General features: G+C 72.7%; 16 protein-coding genes. 11 read left to right on the forward strand and 5 right to left on the reverse strand.

From position 1 onward, the window contains the following. Positions 1–377: 377 nt before the first annotated feature. Positions 378–4,067: an ALF repeat-containing protein gene (locus QRN89_RS18885; protein WP_290350594.1), complete on the forward strand. Its 3,690-nt coding sequence runs from the start codon at positions 378–380 to the stop codon at positions 4,065–4,067. 12 nt (positions 4,068–4,079) lie between these two features. After that, on the forward strand, positions 4,080–4,361 hold the full coding sequence (locus QRN89_RS18890) for a hypothetical protein (protein WP_290350595.1): 282 nt from the start codon (positions 4,080–4,082) through the stop codon (positions 4,359–4,361). Positions 4,362–4,433: 72 nt separating this feature from the next. On the opposite strand, the gene sigJ is transcribed toward QRN89_RS18890, so the two are convergent. Continuing rightward, positions 4,434–5,318: an RNA polymerase sigma factor SigJ gene (sigJ, locus tag QRN89_RS18895; RefSeq protein WP_290350596.1), complete on the reverse strand. Its 885-nt coding sequence runs from the start codon at positions 5,316–5,318 to the stop codon at positions 4,434–4,436. 666 nt (positions 5,319–5,984) lie between these two features. Here sigJ and QRN89_RS18900 point away from each other — a divergent pair. Further along, entirely contained in the window at positions 5,985–7,112 is a 1,128-nt protein-coding gene (locus QRN89_RS18900; RefSeq protein ID WP_290350597.1) for a CapA family protein, read from the forward strand. Between the two features lie 53 nt (positions 7,113–7,165). On the opposite strand, the gene QRN89_RS18905 is transcribed toward QRN89_RS18900, so the two are convergent. From QRN89_RS18905 to QRN89_RS18915, 3 genes are all read right to left on the reverse strand, one after another. Beyond that, positions 7,166–9,046 (reverse strand): serine/threonine-protein kinase, encoded by a 1,881-nt coding sequence (locus QRN89_RS18905; protein WP_290350598.1) that lies wholly within the window; start codon positions 9,044–9,046, stop codon positions 7,166–7,168. 555 nt (positions 9,047–9,601) lie between these two features. Beyond that, positions 9,602–10,090, reverse strand: a complete 489-nt coding sequence (locus tag QRN89_RS18910) for a MarR family winged helix-turn-helix transcriptional regulator (RefSeq protein ID WP_290353770.1) — start codon at positions 10,088–10,090, stop codon at positions 9,602–9,604. A gap of 116 nt (positions 10,091–10,206) precedes the next feature. Then, complete coding sequence (locus QRN89_RS18915; protein WP_290350599.1) at positions 10,207–10,869, reverse strand: DJ-1/PfpI family protein; 663 nt, start codon at positions 10,867–10,869, stop codon at positions 10,207–10,209. Positions 10,870–11,053: 184 nt separating this feature from the next. On the opposite strand from QRN89_RS18915, the gene QRN89_RS18920 reads away from it, so the two are divergent. The 3 genes from QRN89_RS18920 (at position 11,054) to QRN89_RS18930 (ending at position 14,410) form a co-directional block, all read left to right on the forward strand. Next, the gene (locus QRN89_RS18920; protein WP_290350600.1) at positions 11,054–12,415 is read left to right on the forward strand and encodes an aspartate aminotransferase family protein; all 1,362 of its coding nucleotides are present in this window, start codon (positions 11,054–11,056) and stop codon (positions 12,413–12,415) included. A gap of 290 nt (positions 12,416–12,705) precedes the next feature. Continuing rightward, positions 12,706–13,386 carry a GntR family transcriptional regulator gene (locus tag QRN89_RS18925; RefSeq protein WP_290350601.1) on the forward strand — a complete coding sequence of 227 codons (681 nt, stop codon included), beginning with the start codon at positions 12,706–12,708 and terminating at the stop codon, positions 13,384–13,386. 373 nt (positions 13,387–13,759) lie between these two features. Next, positions 13,760–14,410, forward strand: coding sequence for a putative DNA-mimic protein (locus QRN89_RS18930; RefSeq protein ID WP_093653934.1), 651 nt, complete (start codon positions 13,760–13,762; stop codon positions 14,408–14,410). Between the two features lie 35 nt (positions 14,411–14,445). Here the strand turns inward: QRN89_RS18930 and QRN89_RS18935 are convergent, their stop codons facing one another. Next, positions 14,446–15,234 (reverse strand): SLATT domain-containing protein, encoded by a 789-nt coding sequence (locus QRN89_RS18935; protein ID WP_290350602.1) that lies wholly within the window; start codon positions 15,232–15,234, stop codon positions 14,446–14,448. Positions 15,235–15,600: 366 nt separating this feature from the next. Here QRN89_RS18935 and QRN89_RS18940 point away from each other — a divergent pair, with 366 nt between their 5' ends. From QRN89_RS18940 to QRN89_RS18960, 5 genes are all read left to right on the forward strand, one after another. After that, positions 15,601–15,942 (forward strand): YbaB/EbfC family nucleoid-associated protein, encoded by a 342-nt coding sequence (locus QRN89_RS18940; protein WP_123188694.1) that lies wholly within the window; start codon positions 15,601–15,603, stop codon positions 15,940–15,942. An 82-nt stretch (positions 15,943–16,024) separates the two neighbouring features. Beyond that, complete coding sequence (recR, locus tag QRN89_RS18945; protein ID WP_290350603.1) at positions 16,025–16,624, forward strand: recombination mediator RecR; 600 nt, start codon at positions 16,025–16,027, stop codon at positions 16,622–16,624. After that, positions 16,617–17,285, forward strand: coding sequence for a DUF5063 domain-containing protein (locus QRN89_RS18950; RefSeq protein ID WP_290350604.1), 669 nt, complete (start codon positions 16,617–16,619; stop codon positions 17,283–17,285). The genes recR and QRN89_RS18950 overlap by 8 nt, the downstream gene beginning before the upstream one ends. 528 nt (positions 17,286–17,813) lie before the next feature. Continuing rightward, the gene (locus QRN89_RS18955; protein WP_290350605.1) at positions 17,814–19,094 is read left to right on the forward strand and encodes an aspartate kinase; all 1,281 of its coding nucleotides are present in this window, start codon (positions 17,814–17,816) and stop codon (positions 19,092–19,094) included. 28 nt (positions 19,095–19,122) lie between these two features. Beyond that, a complete protein-coding gene (locus tag QRN89_RS18960) occupies positions 19,123–20,172 on the forward strand; it encodes an aspartate-semialdehyde dehydrogenase (protein WP_290350606.1) in 1,050 nt (349 codons plus the stop codon). The last annotated feature ends 213 nt before the right edge of the window (positions 20,173–20,385 follow it).

Here is a 20,385-nt window from a genome sequence, read left to right on the forward strand (position 1 = left end):
GTCCAGTAAAGGTGACGAGCGAATGTAGATCTCTCGGTGAAGGGTCGTCAACTTCGTTTAACGGTACGCAAGTAGCGTCGCGTCAGGGTTTGGTGGGGTAGTTCCCGGACTGTCGCGGCGGCGATGATGCGCGTGTCACACCGGAATTGCGTGACGGCGGGTGCCGGTATCCGGATGTCTGTATTCAGGTTGTGAAGAACGGAGTTGAGGATTCCGGTGATGTGGGCAACATGCGGGCGTCCAAGGCTCGACCGCGCGCGCTCTCGGAAAAGACCCGCGTTATGCTCCCGACGTCAAAGCGGAGTAATGGCAACTCCCGTTGCTGGTAACCGAGATGAGTGTTTCTTTTGAATCGAAGAATTCATGGGGGGAGGCGGGTGAGGGGAGCCGGGAGAGCGGCGCGCACGTCGCTGATCACCGGCCTGCTCCCGCTCGCCCTGCTGGTGGGTCTGCTGGGGGGCACCGCGAACGCCGCCGACGACCCGCTCTCCGACGACGGCCTGTTCAGCGGCCAGAGCGGCAGCCCCACACCGCTCACCAGCCGCGCCCTCGTCGTGGACCTGTGGAAGACCGGCGGGCCGGGCGTCAAGGCGGCCGCCGAAGCGGCGCTGACGGGTAGCGACGCCGACGTGCAGAACCTCCTGGACACCGTGCGCGAGACCGGGGTGCAGGACAACCGCGTCGCCGCGGCCCAGCTCGCGTCCATCGGCGGCAGCGAGCTGCTTGACGCCGCGCGCGCGGCGCTCTCCGGTACGCCGGAGGAACTGGAGACCTTCCTCGCGGAGGGCTGGGAGGACCCGCTCCTCCAGGACCAGCGGGTCCAGGCCGCTCGGATCGCCGGCTCGGGCGGCCCCAACGTGCAGGAGGCCGGCCGGGCCGCGCTGAACGGCACCCCGGCCGACGTGCAGGCGTTCCTCTCCTCCGGCCAGTACGCCGAGCGGCAGCAGGACGAGCGCGTCCAGCTCGTGCAGATCATCAGCACCGGCGGGACCAATGTGAAGGCCGCGGGACGCCTCGCGCTGAGTGGGACACCCGAGGACGTACGGGAGTTCCTCGAGGTCGGACAGCACGTGGCGCGCTCCCGCGACCAGGAGCGGGCGACGGTCGAGCAGCTCGCCGCCCGGGCGAAGGAGGCGGGCCGGCAGGCGGCCAAGGAGACCGAGGCGGCCAAGGCCGCGTCGGCCAAGGCCGTGAAGGCCGCCGAACTCGCCAAGGAGGCCGCGGAGAAGGCCGCGAAGGAAGCATCCCTCGCCGAGAAGGACTCGCTGGACGCCGCAGCCGCGGCAGGACGTGCGGCCAAGGCCGCCAAGCAGGCCGCCACCGCCGCCCAGCAGGCCATCTCAGCGGCCAACGCCGCCAACAACTCCGCACGGGTCGCGGCGAGCGCGGCCTCCCAGGCGGCGGCCGCCGCCGCGGGTGCGGCACGCGCTTCGTCGAACGCCCGCAGCGCCGCCGCCGACGCGGCACGGGACGCGAAGAACGCCTCCGCCGCCCGTAAGGCGGCCGAGGACGCACGCGCGGCCGCCAAGGGCGCCGACCTCGCCGCCGACGCCGCCGACCAGGCCTCGAAGGCGGCCACCGCCGCCGGTGCCGCTGCCCTGTCCGCCGTCAGCGCGGGTGTCAACGCCGACCGGGCCGCGAACGCCGCGGTGACGGCGAGCAATTACGCGAACCAGAGCAGCGCCCAGGCCGCCGAGGCCCGCCGCGCCGCCGCTGCCGCCAAGCGCCACGCCGCCGAGGCCAACCGCGCCGCCGGAGAGGCGGAGCGGCTGTCCCGCAAGGCCGCGACCGCGGCGGCCCAGGCCCGTGACGAGGCCCGTTCGGCCGCCGCCCACGCCAACGCGTCTGCCAAGGCGGCCGACGACGCGGCCGACCACGCGGGCGAGGCGGCCCAGGCCGCCAACAGGGCCACCGCGCACGCGAACGCCGCTTCGGAGGCCGCCGCCACGGCGTCGAAGGCGGTCGCCAAGGCCCAGGAGGTCTTCGAGCTGGCCCGCGAGGTGGAGGCCGAGGAACTGCGCGGCCGGACCAACGCCGGTATCGAGCAGGCCAGGGACCTCAAGGAGCAGGACGACCTGCGCCGGGCCGCGGTGGCCGACGGCGTCCGGGAGGCCGAGGACCGGGACGCCGAGGCCCAGCGGCTGGCGACGGCCGCCGCCCGGCCGGGGGCCGACCTCGGCCAGGTGGCGACCGACGGACGCGAGCTCGCGCTGCTCGCCGCCCGGAACGCGGACGCCTGGAGCCGTGCCGCCGCGGAGGTGGCCCTCGCCTCCTCCGACGACTACGTCGTCGACTACGTCCGCAACGGCTGGAAGGAGGCGCGCGAGCAGGACGAGCGTTTCCAGGTCGAGCGGCTGGCCGAGGACAGCATGAGCAAGGCCGTGCGGGACGCGGCCGAGACCGCTCTCGCCGGGGACGCCACCGTTGTCCACGCCTTCCTGACCAAGGGCCAGTACGACGCCGGTGCGCAGGACTTCCGCGTCGCCATCGCGCAGGTCGCCGACACGGGCGGCCCGATCGTCACCGACGAGGCGAGGAAGGCCCTCGCCGCCGGTACGCCCGCTGCCTACCGGCAGTTCCTGCTCACCACCCAGCACACCGCCCGGACCCAGGACGAACGTGTCCAGGCGGCCCAGCTCGTCTCCAGCGGCGGCCCGGAGGTCAAGTCCGCCGCGCGCGTCGCGCTCGAAGGCTCACCGCAGGCCCTGCACGCGTTCATCGCCAGAGGCCAGTTCATGGCCCAGCGCAAGGACATGCTCGCGGCCACCCACGTCGCCCAGGTCCGTCAGCTGATCTCCGAGGCCTCGGGCGTCGCGGCCACCGCCCAGCAGGATGCCTGGAAGGCCCAGCAGGCCGCCGCACTCGCCCGCAAGGCCGCGGCCGACGCGGACAAGTACGCCAAGCAGGCCAAGGAATCGGAGACCAAGGCCAAGGGACACGCCGCCGAGGCCGCGAAGCACGCCGACGCCGCGGAGAAGTCCGCCGCACAGGCCGCGGAGTCGGCACGCACCGCCCGTAACGCGGCGAACAGCGCCAACAGCGACGCGCGCGCCGCGGCGGCTTCCGCCGCCACTGCCACCGTCTCCTCGGAGATGGCGCAGGCGTCGGCGTCGAGCGCGTGGTCGGCGGCGAACGAGGCCCGTGCCTCGGCCAAGGCGGCGGGCAAGGACGCCAAGGCGGCCCTCGCGGCGGCCAAGGACGCCTACTCCGTCGCCGTCAAGAAGCTGAAGGCGGAGGAGGAGGCCCGCCGCAAGGCCGCCGTCGCCGCCAAGGAGAAGGCGGCGAACGACTCGGGCGCGAAGGCCCGCGAGATATACCGCTGCGGCTTCGTGGGCTGCGACCTCGCCAACAGCAACCATCCGCGCTGGTGCCAGCAGAACGAGATCCTGTGCGCGATCTTCGCCGACGCGAGCCGGTTCGGCGAGGCGATGAAGCAGCTCCACGACGTCGCGTCGATCTTCACCGACCTCGGCCTGCTCGAAGCGTGCGCGGACGACCCGACGATCTCCAACTGCTGGGAGCTCCTGGCGGACGTCACCGTCAAGTCGAAGGCACGGTGGGCGGAGGCGTCGTACGACCTGATGCGCAAGCTGTTCAAGGTGAACAAGGTCTGCAAGGCCGTCAAGGTCGTGCAGCAGTTCTCCGTCCAGCGGGCGTCCCTGTCGGCTGCGGCGGGTCCCCGCAAGCTTGCCTGCGGCTCGTTCAGCAAGGCGTACGACGGCGACGGGATGATCCTCGCTGACGCCAAGGACGGGGTGCTGAGCCTGGCTGTCGAAAGGAACGACAGCACCACCAAGGGCTACCAGATGTTCGACGACGTGATGGCTCACTACGGCCCTGAGAACATCGAGGCCATCGAAGGCAAGTGGGTCACCAAGATGCCGACCAACCTCGATGCCTTCAACAAGGCCATTCGCGAGGGCAAGACGCCGGAGGAAGCCGCGGCGGGTGCCTTCACCGGCAGGAATGCGGCGAGGTACGGGTTCACCGAGGTGGAGATAAAGAAGACGGAAGGGGCGGCCGGGCACTACACGAACGTCGAGGTCGTCTACAGGAAGAAGAGGTAGGAAGGAGGACGGATGTCCGACACCGATGACGCGGTGAGGGCTCTCCGGAGGCTGAGAGCGGAGGGGGCGGGCTTCTCCGCCTTGATCGAAGCGCTCAGGCGTGACGACGGGTTCCGGCTGACCCCGCTCCGCCTGATGTGGGCATTCCAGGAGGCGTTCGGGCTCCCCTGGGTGCAGTTCCGCGATCACCTTCTGGAGTGCCTCGGCCCCGACCTCCGGCCCCTCGTTCCCGAGGAGGAGGTCGAGCGCAGGGCCGAGGAGCTGCTGTCCCGGTACATGACGCGGGAGCGGTAGCCGAGGAGGAGGAAGAGGCCGGTGCGGACCGCGTGAATGCGCGGACCGCACCGGCCTCCGCCGTGCCGGGCGTCAGGCGTCCAGAGCCGAGAGGTCCAGCAGCGCCAGCCGCTCCGGGTCGGCGAGGATGTCGATCCGGACGACCCTGCCGTCCGCGACGGTGAAGGACATGACCGAACGGGCCTCGCCCTCGGGCGCCGTGAGCGTGCCCACCGTCCCGTTGACGAGGACGAGCCGGGCCAGCGGGGCGAAGCGCTGGTACAGGAGGGCCTGCCCGGCGACGGACCGCGCACCCCGGACGACCTTCGACAGGTTCCGTGCCACGACGCCGCCGTCCACGCGCAGCGTGATGTCCGGGTCGAGCAGGGCCACCAGCGCCTCGAAGTCCCCGCCGCGCGAGGCCGCGACGAACGCGTCGACGACCTCCCGCTGCCGGGCCACGTCCGGGTCGGGGGCCGGTCCGGCGTCCTGGACCCGGCGGCGGGCCCGGCTGGCGAGCTGCCGCGCGGCGGCCGGGGTGCGGTCGACGACCGGGGCGATCTCGTCGAACGGCACCGAGAACATGTCGTGCAGGACGAAGGCCAGCCGTTCCGCGGGCGCGAGCGCGTCGAGGACGACCAGCATCGCGAGCCCGACGGAGTCGGTGATCAGCGCCTCCTGCTCCGGGTCGGCGCCGCGCAGCTCGCTGATGACCGGGTCCGGCACGTGGACGTCGAGCGGGTCCTCCCGCCGGGACTTCCGCGACCGGAGCATGTCGAGGCAGACCCGGCCGGTGACCGTGGTCAGCCAGCCGCCCATGTTTTCCACGCCGCTCGTGTCGGTACGGCCGAGACGCAGCCATGCCTCCTGCACGGCGTCGTCGGCCTCGGTGAGGGAGCCCAGCATCCGGTAGGCCACCGCGCGCAGATGCGTGCGGTGCTCCTCGAAGCGCCGCGCCAGGATTTCGTCGTCGTCCACCGGTGCCGAGCCCCCGTCCTGTCGTGTCATCGCGCCCGGCCCGGGAGCGACATCCGGGCGCCGGACGCGACCGCGGACACCGCTGTCGGGCAGTTCGGTGTCGCGGGCGTGGATGTGACCGGACGTGGACCGGTGCCGTTGCCCATGTCTGCTCTCCCGCCAACCGCTCGACGAGGCCCGGCGGTTCACGTGTGCCAGGGCCGTCCCCGGATCCTCGCACAACGCCGGCCGCGTGCGCCCAGGTGCCCGGGTCCTTGATCAAGAGGCGCTTGTCCCGGGACCCCGGGTGCACGAGGAGGTCGTGCGCGGTCGGCTGGACGGGCGTCACGCCGTCGCGCGTCGTGAACGGTGCCGGGTGCTCCTCCGGTCGCCCGACGGTGCCGGGCGCTCCTCCCGTCGCCCGAAGCGACGCCCCTGCCTGCGTGCCAAGCGTGCCTGCGCTACGGCGACCGTCCCGTCGCGTGACACCGGTACCCCTTGCGCGCTTCGTGCCGCCCGCCGGCTGCCACGGCCCGGCTGTCTCCGCCCGGCTGTCTCCGCCCGGCTTTCCCGCCCGGTTCCCTCGGCCGGAGGGCGCGGAACCCGCCGTCCGACGCGGAATCCCCGAGCGGGGCCGGCGCCGCGACGCCGGGAGCCCGATCGGGCGGTCGGTGGGAAAATCGGTGCATGAGCGGCCGGGGCCTCGTGACGCTGTTCCTCTGCGGCGACGTCATGCCGGGCCGGGGTGTCGACCAGATCCTCCCGCACCCCGGCGATCCCGCGCTGCGCGAGAGCTACATCCGGGACGCCCGGGACTACGTGGCGCTCGCCGAGGCGGCGAACGGGGCGATCCCGCGCCCGGTCGACTACACCTGGCCCTGGGGTGCGGCGCTCGGCGTCCTGGACCGGTTCGACCCGGACGTCCGCGTGATCGACCTGGAGAGCAGTGTCACGACGAGCGACGAGTTCGCCTCGGGCAAGGCGGTGACGTACCGGATGCACCCCGACAACCTGCCCTTCCTGACGGCCGCGCGGCCCGACGTGTGCGCGCTCGCCAACAACCACGTGCTGGACTTCGGGCGGCGCGGCCTGGAGGAGACCGTGGACGTGCTCGGGCGCGCCGGACTCGGACCGGCGGGGGCGGGCCGGGACCGGGCCGAGGCCGAGCGGCCGGTCGCGGTGCCCACGAGGAGCGGCGGCCGGGTGCTGGTCCTGTCGTGCGGGATGGCGTCCGCCGGGGTCCCCTCGCGGTGGGCGGCGGGGGAGGGCCGGCCGGGCGTCGCCTATGTGCCCGACCTGTCGGTCCGCAGCGCCGACGCGCTCGTCCGTCGGCTGCGCGCGGTGCGCCAACCCGGCGATCTCGTGGTCGTGTCGATCCACTGGGGCTCGAACTGGGGGTACGGGGTGTCGGAGAGCCAGAGCAGTTTCGCCCACCGGCTCGTCGAGGGCGGCGTGGACCTCGTGCACGGGCACTCCTCCCACCACCCCCGGCCGATCCAGGTCCACCACGGCAAGCTCATCCTGTACGGCTGCGGCGACCTCATCGACGACTACGAGGGCATCACGGGGTACGAGCGCTACCGCGACGACCTGCGGCTGCTGTACTTCCCCGCCCTGGACGCGGAGACCGGCGAACTGGCGGCCCTGCGGATCGTGCCGATGCAGGCGCGGCGGATGACCCTCCACCCTGCGTCTCCGACGGACTCCGGCTGGCTGTGCGAGGTGCTGAGCAGGGCCGGGCGCGCGTTCGGCACCCAGGTGGAGCCCGAACTCGGCGGGGACGGGACGCTGGCCCTCCGCTGGCGCCGCCGCTGAGCCCCGCCCCCCGGTGGATGTCAGGGGCGCCCCGGCCCGCGTCTGCCGCGCGGTCAGCCCACCTTCGTGTACCGCAGGGGCTCCCCGCCCGAGCCGACCAGTTCGCGGACGATCGTGCGGTCGTCCGGCATGTCGAGACGGCTCCACTGGCCCGGCGAGCAGCTCCGCCGGTCGCCGGACGTCACCTGTGTGGGGCCGAGTTCGAGGGGCGGGCCGGGGGCGCGCAGGGTGGCCGACCAGCGGCAGTCGTAGTTGACGCCCTGCCCGGTCAGGGTCATGACGGTGTCGCCGGCCGAACCGCTCGTGATGGTCATGACGCGGGTGTTCGTGTTGCCGTCGGCGGTCGTGAACTCTGCCTGCCAGGTACCCACGTACTCCTCCGGCACGGTCCCCGGAGGTGCGGCGGGGGAGGAGTCCTGTGTGGCGGGCGTGTCGTCGGCCGTCGTCCCGCCCTGGCCGCCCGAGCTGCCGGGCGAACGGGGCGCGGACGCCGAGGGGCCCGGCGCGGCGGGCGTGTCCTTGTGCTTGCCGTTCATGAGCGCGTAGACCGAGCTGCCCGCCGCGACCGCGACCACCACGGCGACCGCGACGAGGGCCACCGTGCCCCGTCTGTCGCGCCGTTGGCTCCCGGGTACGGGCGGCAGTCCGTACTGCGGGTACGTGCCGTACGGAGGCGGCACGGCCGGAGGGGTGTGCGTGGGAGCGGGGTGGTGCGTCGCCCATCCGGGAGGCGGGGCAGGGACCGGGGTGGGCGCCGGGCCCGGAGGAGGCGTCGGAGGACCGGCCATGGTGGGAAGGGCGTGCACTCCCGGCGCCCCCGGCGCGCCGCCCGGACGGCCCGGCGCGGCGGGCGTGTGCCCGGGCGGTGGTGTGCCGACTGCGGCGGCCTGCGCGTCGCCGGGGGAGAAGTGCGCCGGGGAGCCCTGCGCGTGAGAGCCCTGCGCGGCGTCCGGGGTGCGCGGACCGGGCCCGGGGCCCGCGGCATCCGGCCCCGGGGTGTCCGCGAAGCTCTCCGGGTGCTCGACCTCCAGCAGTCTCACGGCGTGGCTGCCCAGTTGGGCGATGAGCGCGCCCGGGAGCCACGGCACGCTGGAGTCCTGCGACACGCCCCCGGCCCGTTCCCGGATCTGCTCCAGCGTGGGCCTGGCTCCGGGCTCCTTGTGCAGGCAGTCCCGTATCAGGTCACGCAGTGACTCCGGGACGCCGGACAGATCGGGATCCTCCTCCGCGATGCGGAACATCTGTGCGTGGACGCCGCTGTCGGCGGAGCCGAACGGCAGCTTCCCGCCCGCCGCGTACGCCAGGACCGAGCCCAGGCAGAACACGTCGCAGGCCGGGGTGATGCGGTCCCCCCGGACCTGTTCGGGAGCCATGAACCCGGGCGAGCCGACGAGCGCGCCGGTGCGGGTCAGCCCGCCGTCCGCGATGGTCTCCAGGGCGCGGGCGATGCCGAAGTCGATGACCCGGGGCCCGTCGATGGTGATCAGGATGTTGGAGGGCTTCAGATCGCGGTGCACGATGCCCGCGCTGTGGATGTCCGAGAGCGCGCGGGCCAGCCCGGCGGCGAGGGTGCGGACGGAGTGCTCCGGCAGCGGCCCGTGGGCCGGGCCGCCCTGTCCGCCGGAGACCACCGAGTGGAGCGACGGCCCGGCGACGTACCCCGTGGCCACCCACGGCACCTCGGCCTCGGTGTCCGCGTCCAGCACCGGGGCCGTCCACGCCCCGCCCACCTGGCGGGCGGCCGCGACCTCCTGCCGGAACCGGCTGCGGAACTCCTCCTGCTCGGCCAGCTCCCGCCGTACGAGCTTGACCGCGACCGTGCGGCCCCGGTCGGAGCGGGCCAGATAGACCTGCCCCATGCCGCCGGCGCCCAGGCGGGCCAGCAGTCGGTACGCCCCGATGCGGCGCGGATCTCCGGATGCCAGCTGCTCCATGGCCGAGCGCCCCTCCCCCGACATACGTGGACGTACCCGCACGTGTGCGGGTACGTGTGCGCGCGTACGGATCTGTGCGCGTGCCCGATCGCACGAGAATAGTGCGCCCCGGGCCGGCGCCCACAGGCAACCGCGTCCGGGCCGGGATCCGGCTCGATCGCGCCCCCGCTGCGGCCTGTTGCGTTTCCCAGGCGAGGACATCCACGACCGTCGCGCCGGTTCCCGGGCGGTGGGCGAGGGGGCGGACGAAACACGACGACGCCGTTGCGCGGCGCGACGCCCTCCGCGAACCGGAGCCGGGGAGCGTCCCGGCAGCGGAGGGCCGGCCCGGGGCCGGGGCCGCCGTGGCGCCCGCCCCTCCCTCCACGCGACGTCGTCGGCTGGTGCCGTGACCGGAAAGGCTCATCCCGGGTCGCGACGCCCCGCACGGCACCCGGCCACGTTGCCACCTCACCCGCGTACGTCCGGGGCGAGGGCGATCCTCCGCCGTGCGATGCACCGCCGGAAGCCGCGACCTTCCCGGCCGTCCTTCCCGGTCACGGTACTGTCACGGCACTACCTGCCGGTCGCCGCGTCCGGGCCGGCCGCGTCCTCCCCGTCGTCCGCACCGAGTGCCTCCATCGCGGCGTGGAGCCGCTCCAGTGCCCGCACCGTCTCGGCGAACTGCTCGTCCCCGAGCCGGGCCGCGAGACGCCCGGCGAACTCGGCGTGCCCCGGGTCGATCTTCTCGACCGCCGCCCTGCCCTCGTCGGTGGGCCGGAGCAGCTTGGCCCGGCGGTGCGCCGGGTTCGGCACGTACTCGGCGAGACCCTTGCCGACGAGCAGGTCGGCGATCCGCTGGACGCTCTGCCGGGTGATGCCCATGGCCCGGGCGATGCCCGCGACCGGAAGCGGCTCGCGCAGCACGGCACCGAGGACCTGCCACCAGGCGGAGGTCAGCCCGGCCGGGCGGGCCAGCTCCTCGGCGACACCCAGGAACTGGCCGTTCAGCCTGAAGACGCCGAGGGCGGTGGCACTGAGCAGCTTCTGCCTCTCCCTGCCCAGGTCCCGGCCCGGTCCCCCGGCCGGCTCCCGGGCGGGTGCGCCGCTCCGTTCACGGCCCCACCCGCGGGCCGGGGTGCGGACCGTACCGCCGGCCGTGCCCTCGCTGCGGTCGCCGGTCATGCGTTGAGCTCCTCGAACGCCGCCGGGTCGGAGTCGTGGAACAGCCGGTACCAGGCGTCGAGCTTGCCGCCCTCGAACGCGCCGAGCCTGCCGAGCACTTCGCGGGCGAAGGCCACCGGCTCGGTCGGGCCGCCCGTGATCAGATCGCCGTCGGTCACGGCGTCGGAGTCGACGTAGTGCTCCCCGCCCTCGTAGCCCGTGGCGGCGAGGTAGTACGACACGGCGCTGGTGTGCTTCCGGTCGTCCAGCAGGCCCTCGCGCGCCAGTCCGGCCGTGGCCCCGCAGATCGCCGCGACGGGTACCCCCGCGTCCAGGAACTCCCTCGCCTTCCGGGCGAACGGTGCCAGGTCGTCGCCCGTGTCCCACAGGTCGGCGCCGGTGAGGATGAGCAGCTCGCTGTCCTCGGGCCGAAGTGTGTCGAGGCCGAGGTCGGGCTGGATGCGCAGTCCGCCGATCGTGGTGACGGGCTTGTCGGCGGCGGGTCCGACCGTACGCACGGCGTGGCCGGTGCGGGCGAGCCAGGCGGTCGCGTGACCGGTCTCCCAGTCGGCGAACGTGTCGTAGACGGCGACGTGGACTGCCTTGTCCGCGCTGCCGGCCTCCGCGGCCTCGGCGGTCCCGGCGGTGGTACCGGTGGCGGATGTCGTGTCGGCGGTCATGGCGGCCTCCCTGGCCCGGGGGTAGGAGCTGGTTCCCTACGATGACAGAATCCTGTCATAACGACAGCACGCTGTCAATAACTGAGGCGTGTGTTCCGTGCCGCGACACCTTGCCCATGAAAGCGGCCGAGGCCATACAAGGTGGCCATGTCGACCCCGGCCCGCGGCTCCCTAACCTGGGCGCATGACCCCTCATGTCGAACCCGATCCGCAGGCCGGCGCGGCCGTGAAGGCCGCCGACCGCGCACACGTCTTCCACTCGTGGTCCGCCCAGGGCCTGATCGACCCGCTCGCCGTGGCCGGCGCGGAGGGTTCGTACTTCTGGGACTACGACGGGAACCGCTACCTCGACTTCACCAGCGGCCTCGTCTACACCAACATCGGCTACCAGCACCCGAGGGTCGTCGAGGCGATCCAGGAACAGGCGGCGCGGCTGACCACCTTCGCGCCGGCGTTCGCCGTCGACGTGCGCTCCGAGGCCGCGCGCCTGATAGCCGAGCGCACGCCCGGTGACCTGGACAAGATCTTCTTCACCAACGGCGGTGCCGAGGCGGTCGAGAACGCGGTGCGCATGGCCCGGCTGCACACGGGCCGGGCGAAGGTGCTCTCGGCGTACCGCTCGTACCACGGCGCCACCTCCACGGCGATCAACCTCACCGGCGACCCGCGCCGCTGGGCCTCCGACACGGCCTCGGCGGGCGTCGTCCACTTCTGGGCCCCGTTCCTGTACCGCTCGCCCTTCTACTCCTCGACGGAGACGGAGGAGTGCGCGCGGGCGCTGCAGCACCTGGAGGACACGATCGCCTTCGAGGGTCCGCAGACCGTCGCGGCGATCGTCCTGGAGACCATCCCCGGCACCGCGGGCATCATGACCCCGCCGCCCGGCTACCTCGCGGGCGTCCGCGAGATCTGCGACCGGTACGGCATCGTGTTCGTCCTGGACGAGGTCATGGCGGGCTTCGGGCGCACGGGCACGTGGTTCGCCGCGGAGCACTACGGGGTCGTGCCCGACCTGATGACCTTCGCCAAGGGCGTGAACTCCGGTTACGTGCCGCTCGGCGGCGTCGCCATCTCCGCCGAGATCGCGGCGACCTTCGACAAGCGCCCCTACCCCGGCGGCCTCACCTACTCCGGTCACCCGCTCGCCTGTGCCGCCGCGGTCGCGACGATCCGGGCGATGGAGGACGAGAAGGTCGTCGAGCACACAGCCCACATCGGCGAGACCGTGCTCGGCCCGGGGCTCCGCGAGCTGGCCGAGCGCCACCCGTCGGTGGGCGAGGTGCGCGGCCTCGGCGCGTTCTGGGCCCTGGACCTGGTGCGCGACCGCGAGACCCGTGAGCCGCTGGTGCCGTACAACGCGGCGGGCGAGGCGGCCGCGCCGATGGCCGCCTTCGGGGCGGCCTGCAAGAAGAACGGCCTGTGGCCCTTCATCAACATGAACCGCACCCACGCCGTCCCGGCCTGCAACATCACCGAGGCCGAGGCCAAGGAGGGGCTGGCGGCGCTGGACGCGGCCCTCTCGGTCGCCGACGAGTACACCGCGTGACGTCTGACGTCTGACGCAGCCGGGGCCCGCGCGCCCCGCCACGGGGCCGGGGCCGGGGAGGCCTCGGCCCCTCTGCGTGCGCGCCGGGCCGGGGAGCACCGGCCCGGCGGTGGGGCCGTGGCAGAGAAGGGCAGAGAGGTGCAGAGAGGTACGGCCCTGGCCGGCAGACGCGTGGAGGGGCCTGGCGAGGGCCGTGCGGCCGGGCGCGGGAGCCCCGGGCCCTACCCCGGGCGGGCCGGGGCGTCGCGGGGCTTAGGGTGTCCGTCAACCGGACGGAGGGGACCGACACCATGCCCGCGAGCGGAGCTGTCACCCGCAACACCCTGCGGCAGCAGATCGCCGGCGCGTTGCGGGACGAAGTCCTGGCCGGACGGCTGCGTCCCGGGCAGGAGTTCACGGTCAAGCAGATCGCCGAGCAGTACGGCGTCTCCGCCACACCCGTCCGCGAGGCCCTCGTCGATCTCGCCGGACAGGGCCTGCTCGACTCCAACCAGCACCGCGGCTTCGAGGTGCACCGCTTCTCCGTCGAGGACTTCCGCGGCATGATCGAGGCCCGCTCGCTCATCGTGGACGGCATCTTCCGCGAGGGGGGCGCCCCCCGCGCGCATCCGGCGACGGGCGCGGCGCTGGTCTCCGTGCGCCGCCGCGCGGAGGAGGCGGCACGGGCCGCCCGCTGCGGGGACCTGAACGTCCTCATCGGCTACGACCTGCGGTTCTGGCGTGAGGTGGGCGCGCTCGTCACCAACCGCTACATCGCCGAGTTCCTCGACCGCCTCCGGGTGCAGTCCTGGGTCTTCGCCGTACCCCGGCTGCGGGCCGAACCCGCGCTCGGGGAGTGGCTGTGGAGCGACCACGAGCAGCTCGTCGACGCGATCACCGGTGGCGACGCCGCGGCGGCCCGGGCGCTGATCGCGGAGGACGACGATCTCGCCCTGCGCTGGGCGGAGCGACTGGAGCGGCGCCCGGAGTGAGGGCTGCGGGGCCCGTGGGGATGCGTCGGGGGTGAGGGCTGCGGGGCCGGCGTGGGTCTGCCGGGCGGGAGCCGCGGGGCCCTGCGGTCGCGTCGGACCGTCGGACTCCCGGAACGGACCGGCGGCGACCGGTGGGAGCGGTCCCGCGCCGGCAACCGGACGCGCGGGCCCCGGCGCGGCCGGAACTCGCGGGCCCGGGGCCGCGCGGACCGGCCGAGGATGGGGTATGTGACCTGCAGACCCCCTGCACGGTGCCGCCACCCGGGCCGGACCCGTCGTCGGCGACGGCTGACTGTGCGCGATGTGCTAGTAGCACTACGCTGTCCCGACCATCGCACAACCTGCTACGACTCCGATGGAGAGCGAGCCCGTCTTGGCCTGTGACCTCTGGCTGGTCCCCCTCGTCGATGTGCTGTGCCACAGCCCCGACAACCCCTTCGCCGAGGAGATCGCCTCGTACGACAAGGCCCTCACCGAGGCCGGTCTGCCCACCGTTCCCGTCTTCGCCTACATGCCGGGCCTCTCGGGCGACGTCGCCCCGGTCGCCGGCTTCGACTACGACGCCCTGCACTTCCTGCGCCGGGCGTACCTCCTCCAGCTCTGCGGGCTTGCGGTGACGCCCGTCGACGAACTGGGCGGCGACTACGAACAACTGCTGGAGATGTTCGAGTCCACGGCCCAGCAGTCCCATCTGGTGTGGCACTACGACCACGCCGGCGCTTACGTCCCCGTCGACTTCCCCGAGCCCCTGTCCAACGAGGAACTCCTCGCGGGCGGCGGGCCGCTGGGCTCCTCCCAGGGCCTGCTGCGCGAACTCGAGTACGTGGCACCGTCCATCGGCATCGACCCCGCCAACCCCCCGTCCGCCCCGGCCCCGCCCACCCGCCCCACCTCCCTGGAGGAACCCGCGGGCCCCATCCCCTACGACGACAGCCCCTTCGCCCGGGAACGCCACGTCTGGCTGGGGCTGCACGCGGCCGCGACCCGGAGCCTGGGCCAGGGTTCGATGATCATCTTCAGCTGACCCCGGACCTCGCCGGTTCCCGGTGTCCGTGCCGCCTACCGTGCCTCCGGCGGGCGCTGCCGCGGCATGTTCGGCCGGGTGGGCGGGGGCGGCAGGGGGAACCGGCCCGAGGGGTGGGCGTGGTCCGGGCGCGACGGCACCGGTGCCGACTGCATCAGCAGCGGGGCCGGACCGGCCCGGAATTCGAGCATCCAGTCGGCCGTCTCGGCGCGGACCAGCTCCGTCAGGTCCTCCGAGAAGCGGCGCAGCACGGTGAGACAACGCTCCGCGGCCTCGCTCGCCGTGCCCTCCGTGGGGCCGAGCACCTCGCGGACGCTCTCGGAGGCCCAGTCGAACTGCAGGCTCTGGAGCCGGCGGTGCACCGCCTGGGCCGCCGCCATGTCCCTCGTCCAGCCCGAGGTCAGGCCGAAGTACCGGTCCCAGGCCGCACAGGCGGCGGCGAGCAGCAACGACAGATATCCCCAGCCCGCCGCGCCGGCCAGCTTCCCCGTCAGGTCCAGCAGGGGCAGCGCCGCGCCCGCGATCACTCCCAGGACCGTGCCGGCGCGCAGCGCACGAGCGGCCCGCCGCTTGCGTACGCGGTCGGCCAGGTACCAGTCGGCGGTCCGCAGCGCGTTCGCCTCCACCCAGCGGTACAGCTCGTCGAGACGGTCCGCGGGCTCGCCCCAGTCGCCGAGCGGGAACGGCCGGCCGGCCAGATCGCGGCCGCGGTCGCGGTCGCGGCGGGGGGTGCTTCCGGAGGCCGGGGCGCCGCCGTTCTCCGGGAACCCGGCCCCGTCCTCCTCCCGGGCCGACCCCCCAGGCTGCATCTCCGGCTGACTCACCGGGGCACTCCTCTGCGCTCTGCGTGACTACGGCTGTGCGTGACTACGGCTGTGCATGACTGCGCGGCGCGACTCCGGCGACTCGGCGGTGCGAGGTCGCGGACACAGCCCTGCTAACCCTGCGTGACGTGCGGTGCACGCGGGGGTTCTGGTGCGCAGGGTCTTCCTACCGCCGAACGGTGGGCCGGGGGAGCGGAATCCCGGTAATTGCGCCCGCACGAGCGTCCTCGTCCGGTACGGGAAGGATGCGCCTTCTCCCGCGGAAGTCACTCGAAAGAGTTGGTGCCCACTGGGCGGGGCGCGCCGTCCCCCGACCACGTAGGCTCGGTTTACCGAACAATCGACGTCGAAATGCCAGGAGTGACCGTGATTCCCGGTGGTGGCCAGCCCAATATGCAGCAGTTGCTTCAGCAGGCCCAGAAGATGCAGCAGGACCTCGCCCGTGCGCAGGAGGAGCTGGCGGCGACGGAGGTCGAAGGCCAGGCGGGCGGCGGTCTCGTGAAGGCGACCGTCACCGGCTCCGGCGAGCTGCGCGGCCTCGTGATCGACCCCAAGGCGGTCGACCCGGACGACACCGAGACCCTCGCCGATCTCGTCGTCGCCGCCGTGCAGGCCGCCAACGAGAACGCGCAGCAGCTGCAGCAGCAGAAGCTCGGCCCGCTCGCCCAGGGGCTGGGCGGCGGCGGGATCCCCGGACTCCCCTTCTGACGCCCTTTCCGCGCCGGTCTTGACCCTGGTCGGACCGGACCAACTACCGTAACCATCGAAGCAATCCCAGAGAGGCGTTCCGTTGTACGAAGGCGTGGTTCAGGACCTCATCGACGAACTGGGCAGGCTGCCCGGCGTCGGTCCCAAGAGCGCGCAGCGGATCGCCTTCCACATCCTCCAGGCCGAGCCGACCGACGTCCGGCGCCTCGCTCACGCCCTCCTCGAGGTGAAGGACAAGGTCCGCTTCTGCGCGGTGTGCGGGAACGTCGCGCAGCAGGAGCAGTGCGCCATCTGCCGGGACGCGCGCCGTGACCCGGCGGTCATCTGCGTGGTCGAGGAGCCCAAGGACGTCGTCGCGATCGAGCGGACCCGCGAGTTCCGCGGTCGCTACCACGTGCTGGGCGGCGCGATCAGCCCGATCGAAGGCGTCGGCCCGGACGACCTGCGCATCCGCGAGCTTCTCGCGAGGCTCGCGGACGGCACGGTCACCGAGCTGATCCTGGCGACCGACCCCAATCTCGAGGGCGAGGCGACCGCCACGTACCTGGCGCGCATGGTCAAGCCCATGGGGCTGAAGGTGACGCGTCTCGCCAGCGGGCTTCCCGTTGGCGGCGATCTCGAATACGCCGACGAGGTCACGCTCGGGCGTGCCTTCGAGGGGAGACGACTACTCGATGTCTGACGCAACGCTGCACTCCGCCACACAGGACCCCGACGACTTCGCGGTCCAGATCGCCGACTCGATCGAGAGCTTCATCGTCGCCACCACCGAGGTGGCGCGCGGTGACGAGCCGGACAGCGCCGTGCCGTTCCTGCTGCTGGAGGTGTCCCAGCTGCTGCTCGCCGGCGGTCGGCTGGGCGCCCACGAGGACATCGTTCCCGAGGAGCGCTACGAGACGGACACCGGACCGGACCTGGACGTCGACGACCTGCGCGAGCGGTTCGCCCGCCTCCTCGACCCGGTCGACGTCTTCTCCGAGGTCTTCGACCCCTACGAGCCCCGCAAGGCACCGGTCCCGTTCCGGATCTCCGACAACCTCGCGGACATCGTCACCGATCTGCGCCACGGCCTGGCCCACTACCGCGCCGGCCGCACGACCGAGGCGCTGTGGTGGTGGCAGTTCTCCTACTTCTCCAACTGGGGCCCGACCGCCTCGGCGACGCTGCGCGCGCTGCAGTCGCTGGTCTCCCATGTGCGCCTCGACCAGCCGCTGGACGAGCTGGACGGGCTGGACACCGACGAGGACCTGCCCGACGACGACCTCGCCGAGGAGGCGGGTCGCGTGATGGCGGAGGAGATCGCAGGGCCGCTGGGGCTCCGCAAGGCCCCCGCCGCGCAGTGATCCGCTCCCGCCCCACCCGGAGCTGATCCCCTCCCTTCCCCTCCCCTCCCTTCCCCTCCCACCCGCGGTACGGCCCCCTCCGCTGCACGGTGCGTGCCGCGGCCCGGGGGCCGTCCGGCTCCGCGGCGTCGACGGCCACGGCCTCCCGCGAGGGCGGCGCCCGCGCGTCCTGCGGGCATGCGGCCGTCCTCCGGGCTTTCGGATGCGCCTGCGGCAACTCGGCCCGAGTCGTACGGGATCCGTTCCGGCCCGGGTGTTCCGGAGGGCCGGCGGCGACGCTCGCTCCCGCCCGGGCGGACCCGGCGCGTGGACCCCGTCGGGCGCACGTGAACATGTGACGCCGCCCACAGAACCGCGTACCCCGGGGGCCCTTGGGCAGATGCATCGTCGGGCGGCCCGGCCTTGCCGATGATCACGAAGTGAGCGGGACATCTCACGATGTGATATGGCGGCGGCGATTCCGGGCTGCTCGTTAAACTGACGCAGACCGCAGTGATGACTGCGGCACAGACCGAGCGAGGAGCGCACGTGGGCCTTGTCGTGCAGAAGTACGGAGGCTCCTCCGTTGCCGATGCCGAGGGCATCAAGCGGGTCGCCAAGCGGATCGTCGATGCCAAGAAGAACGGCCACCAGGTGGTCGTCGTGGTCTCGGCGATGGGTGACACGACGGACGAGTTGATCGATCTCGCCGAGCAGGTATCCCCGATCCCTGCCGGGCGTGAGTTCGACATGCTGCTGACCGCCGGAGAGCGGATCTCCATGGCGCTGCTGGCGATGGCGATCAAAAACCTGGGCCACGAGGCGCAGTCGTTCACCGGCAGCCAGGCAGGCGTGATCACCGACTCGGTCCACAACAAGGCGCGCATCATCGATGTCACACCGGGCCGGATCCGGACGGCGCTGGACGAGGGCAACATCGCGATCGTCGCCGGCTTCCAGGGCGTCTCGGCGGACAGCAAGGACATCACCACGCTGGGCCGCGGCGGTTCCGACACCACGGCCGTCGCGCTGGCGGCGGCCCTGGACGCCGAGGTCTGCGAGATCTACACCGACGTCGACGGCGTGTTCACCGCCGACCCGCGCGTGGTGAAGAAGGCCCGCAAGATCGACTGGATCTCGTTCGAGGACATGCTGGAGCTCGCCAGCTCCGGTTCCAAGGTGCTCCTGCACCGGTGCGTCGAGTACGCACGCCGCTACAACATCCCGATCCACGTCCGCTCGTCCTTCTCGGGGCTGCGGGGCACCTGGGTCAGCAACGAACCGCACGCCGAGCAAGGAGCCCGCAAGGTGGAGCAGGCCATCATCTCCGGAGTCGCCCACGACACCTCCGAGGCGAAGATCACCGTCGTCGGCGTCCCGGACAAGCCGGGCGAGGCCGCCGCGATCTTCCGCACCATCGCGGACAACGAGATCAACATCGACATGGTGGTGCAGAACGTCTCCGCCGCGTCCACGGGCCTCACGGACATCTCCTTCACCCTCCCGAAGACCGAGGGCCGCAAGGCGATCGACGCGCTCGAGAAGACCAAGAGCGCCATCGGCTTCGAGTCGCTGCGCTACGACGACCAGATCGCCAAGATCTCGCTCGTCGGGGCGGGCATGAAGACCAACCCGGGTGTCACCGCCTCCTTCTTCGAGGCGCTGTCCGACGCCGGGGTGAACATCGAACTGATCTCCACCTCCGAGATCCGGATCTCGGTCGTCACCCGCGCCGACGACGTCAAGGAGGCCGTCCGGGCCGTCCACTCCGCCTTCGGCCTCGACAGCGACTCCGACGAGGCCGTCGTCTACGGAGGCACCGGCCGGTGACAGCTCGGCGCGTGACGGTGGTCGCGCGATGAACCGCAAGCCGACGCTCGCGGTCGTGGGTGCGACCGGGGCCGTCGGCGCGGTGATGCTCCAGATCCTGTCCCAGCGCGCGGACGTCTGGGGGGAGATACGCCTGGTCGCCTCACCGCGTTCGGCCGGCCGCAAGCTGACCGTCCGCGGCGAGGAGACCGAGGTCGTCGCCCTCACCGAGGCGGCGCTGACGGGAGTCGACGTCGCGCTGTTCCTGGTGCCGGCCCCGGTCGCGGCCCGGTGGGCGCCGGTCGCCGTCTCCAAGGGCGCGGTCGTCGTGGACAATTCGGCCGCCTTCCGGCTGGATCCCGACGTCCCCCTCGTCGTTCCCGAGATCAACCCGCATGCCGTTCGGCTCCGACCGCGCGGCATCGTCGCGAGTCCGGGCTGCACCACCCTGGCGATGATCGTCACGGTCGGCGCCCTGCACGCCGAGTTCTGCGTGGACGAACTCGTCGTCTCCGCGCTCCAGGCGGTCAGCGGTGCCGGACAGTGCGGGGTCGAGGCTCTCCGTACCCAGCTCGCACTGGTCGCGGACACGGAGCTGGGCACCGGACCCGGCGATGTGCGGCGGGCGGTCGGCGACGGGCTCGGCCCTTTCCCCGCGCCGACGGCGCTGAACGTGGTCCCGTGGTCCGGCGCGCTCGCGGAGGACGGCTGGTCCTCCGAGGAACTGGCGATCCGGGCCGAGACCCGCAAGCTCCTGGACCTGCCCGAACTCCGGGTCTCCGCTACCTGTGTGCGTGTGCCGGTCGTCACAGCCCACTCGGTCTCGGTGCACGCGCGCTTCGAGCACGAGGTCACCGTCGAGCGGGCCCACGACATCCTCGCCACCTCTCCGGGCGTGGTGCTCTTCGACGACCCCGACGCGGGCGAATTCCCCACGCCCGCCGATGTGGTGGGCACCGACCCGACCTGGGTCGGGCGCGTCCGGCGGGCCATGGACGACCCGAGGGCCCTGGAACTCTTCGTGTGCGGGGACAACCTCCGCAAGGGCGCGGCCCTGAACACCGCCCAGCTGGCAGAGGCGATCGCCCGGGAATTCTGAGCCGAGCGTCGGCGGATCTTTGTAGGATCTGTGAAACCCCTGTGATCAAACAACCGGGACATGCCACTTGAACTGGGGTGATGGCATGTCCGACGATGCATTCACGCCACTGTGCAACCGGTTGCTGTGCGGGGAGCGTCTATGCGGTCGTCCCTTCGCGGTGCCGCGATAAGCCATGACAAATGGGGCATTGGGGAAGATCGGGAGCGCATG

Source organism: Streptomyces sp. HUAS CB01 (genome assembly GCF_030406905.1).
GTDB lineage: Bacteria > Actinomycetota > Actinomycetes > Streptomycetales > Streptomycetaceae > Streptomyces > Streptomyces chengbuensis.

Bases quoted from the DNA above. Each gene is read 5' to 3' on its own strand.
- QRN89_RS18920 (WP_290350600.1), top strand. From the start codon at position 11,054: ATGACCCCTCATGTCGAACCCGATCCGCAGGCCGGCGCGGCCGTGAAG.
- QRN89_RS18905 (WP_290350598.1), bottom strand. From the start codon at position 9,046: ATGGAGCAGCTGGCATCCGGAGATCCGCGCCGCATCGGGGCGTACCGA.
- QRN89_RS18925 (WP_290350601.1), top strand. From the start codon at position 12,706: ATGCCCGCGAGCGGAGCTGTCACCCGCAACACCCTGCGGCAGCAGATC.
- QRN89_RS18960 (WP_290350606.1), top strand. From the start codon at position 19,123: ATGAACCGCAAGCCGACGCTCGCGGTCGTGGGTGCGACCGGGGCCGTC.
- QRN89_RS18915 (WP_290350599.1), bottom strand. From the start codon at position 10,869: ATGACCGCCGACACGACATCCGCCACCGGTACCACCGCCGGGACCGCC.
- QRN89_RS18950 (WP_290350604.1), top strand. From the start codon at position 16,617: ATGTCTGACGCAACGCTGCACTCCGCCACACAGGACCCCGACGACTTC.
- QRN89_RS18900 (WP_290350597.1), top strand. From the start codon at position 5,985: ATGAGCGGCCGGGGCCTCGTGACGCTGTTCCTCTGCGGCGACGTCATG.
- QRN89_RS18890 (WP_290350595.1), top strand. From the start codon at position 4,080: ATGTCCGACACCGATGACGCGGTGAGGGCTCTCCGGAGGCTGAGAGCG.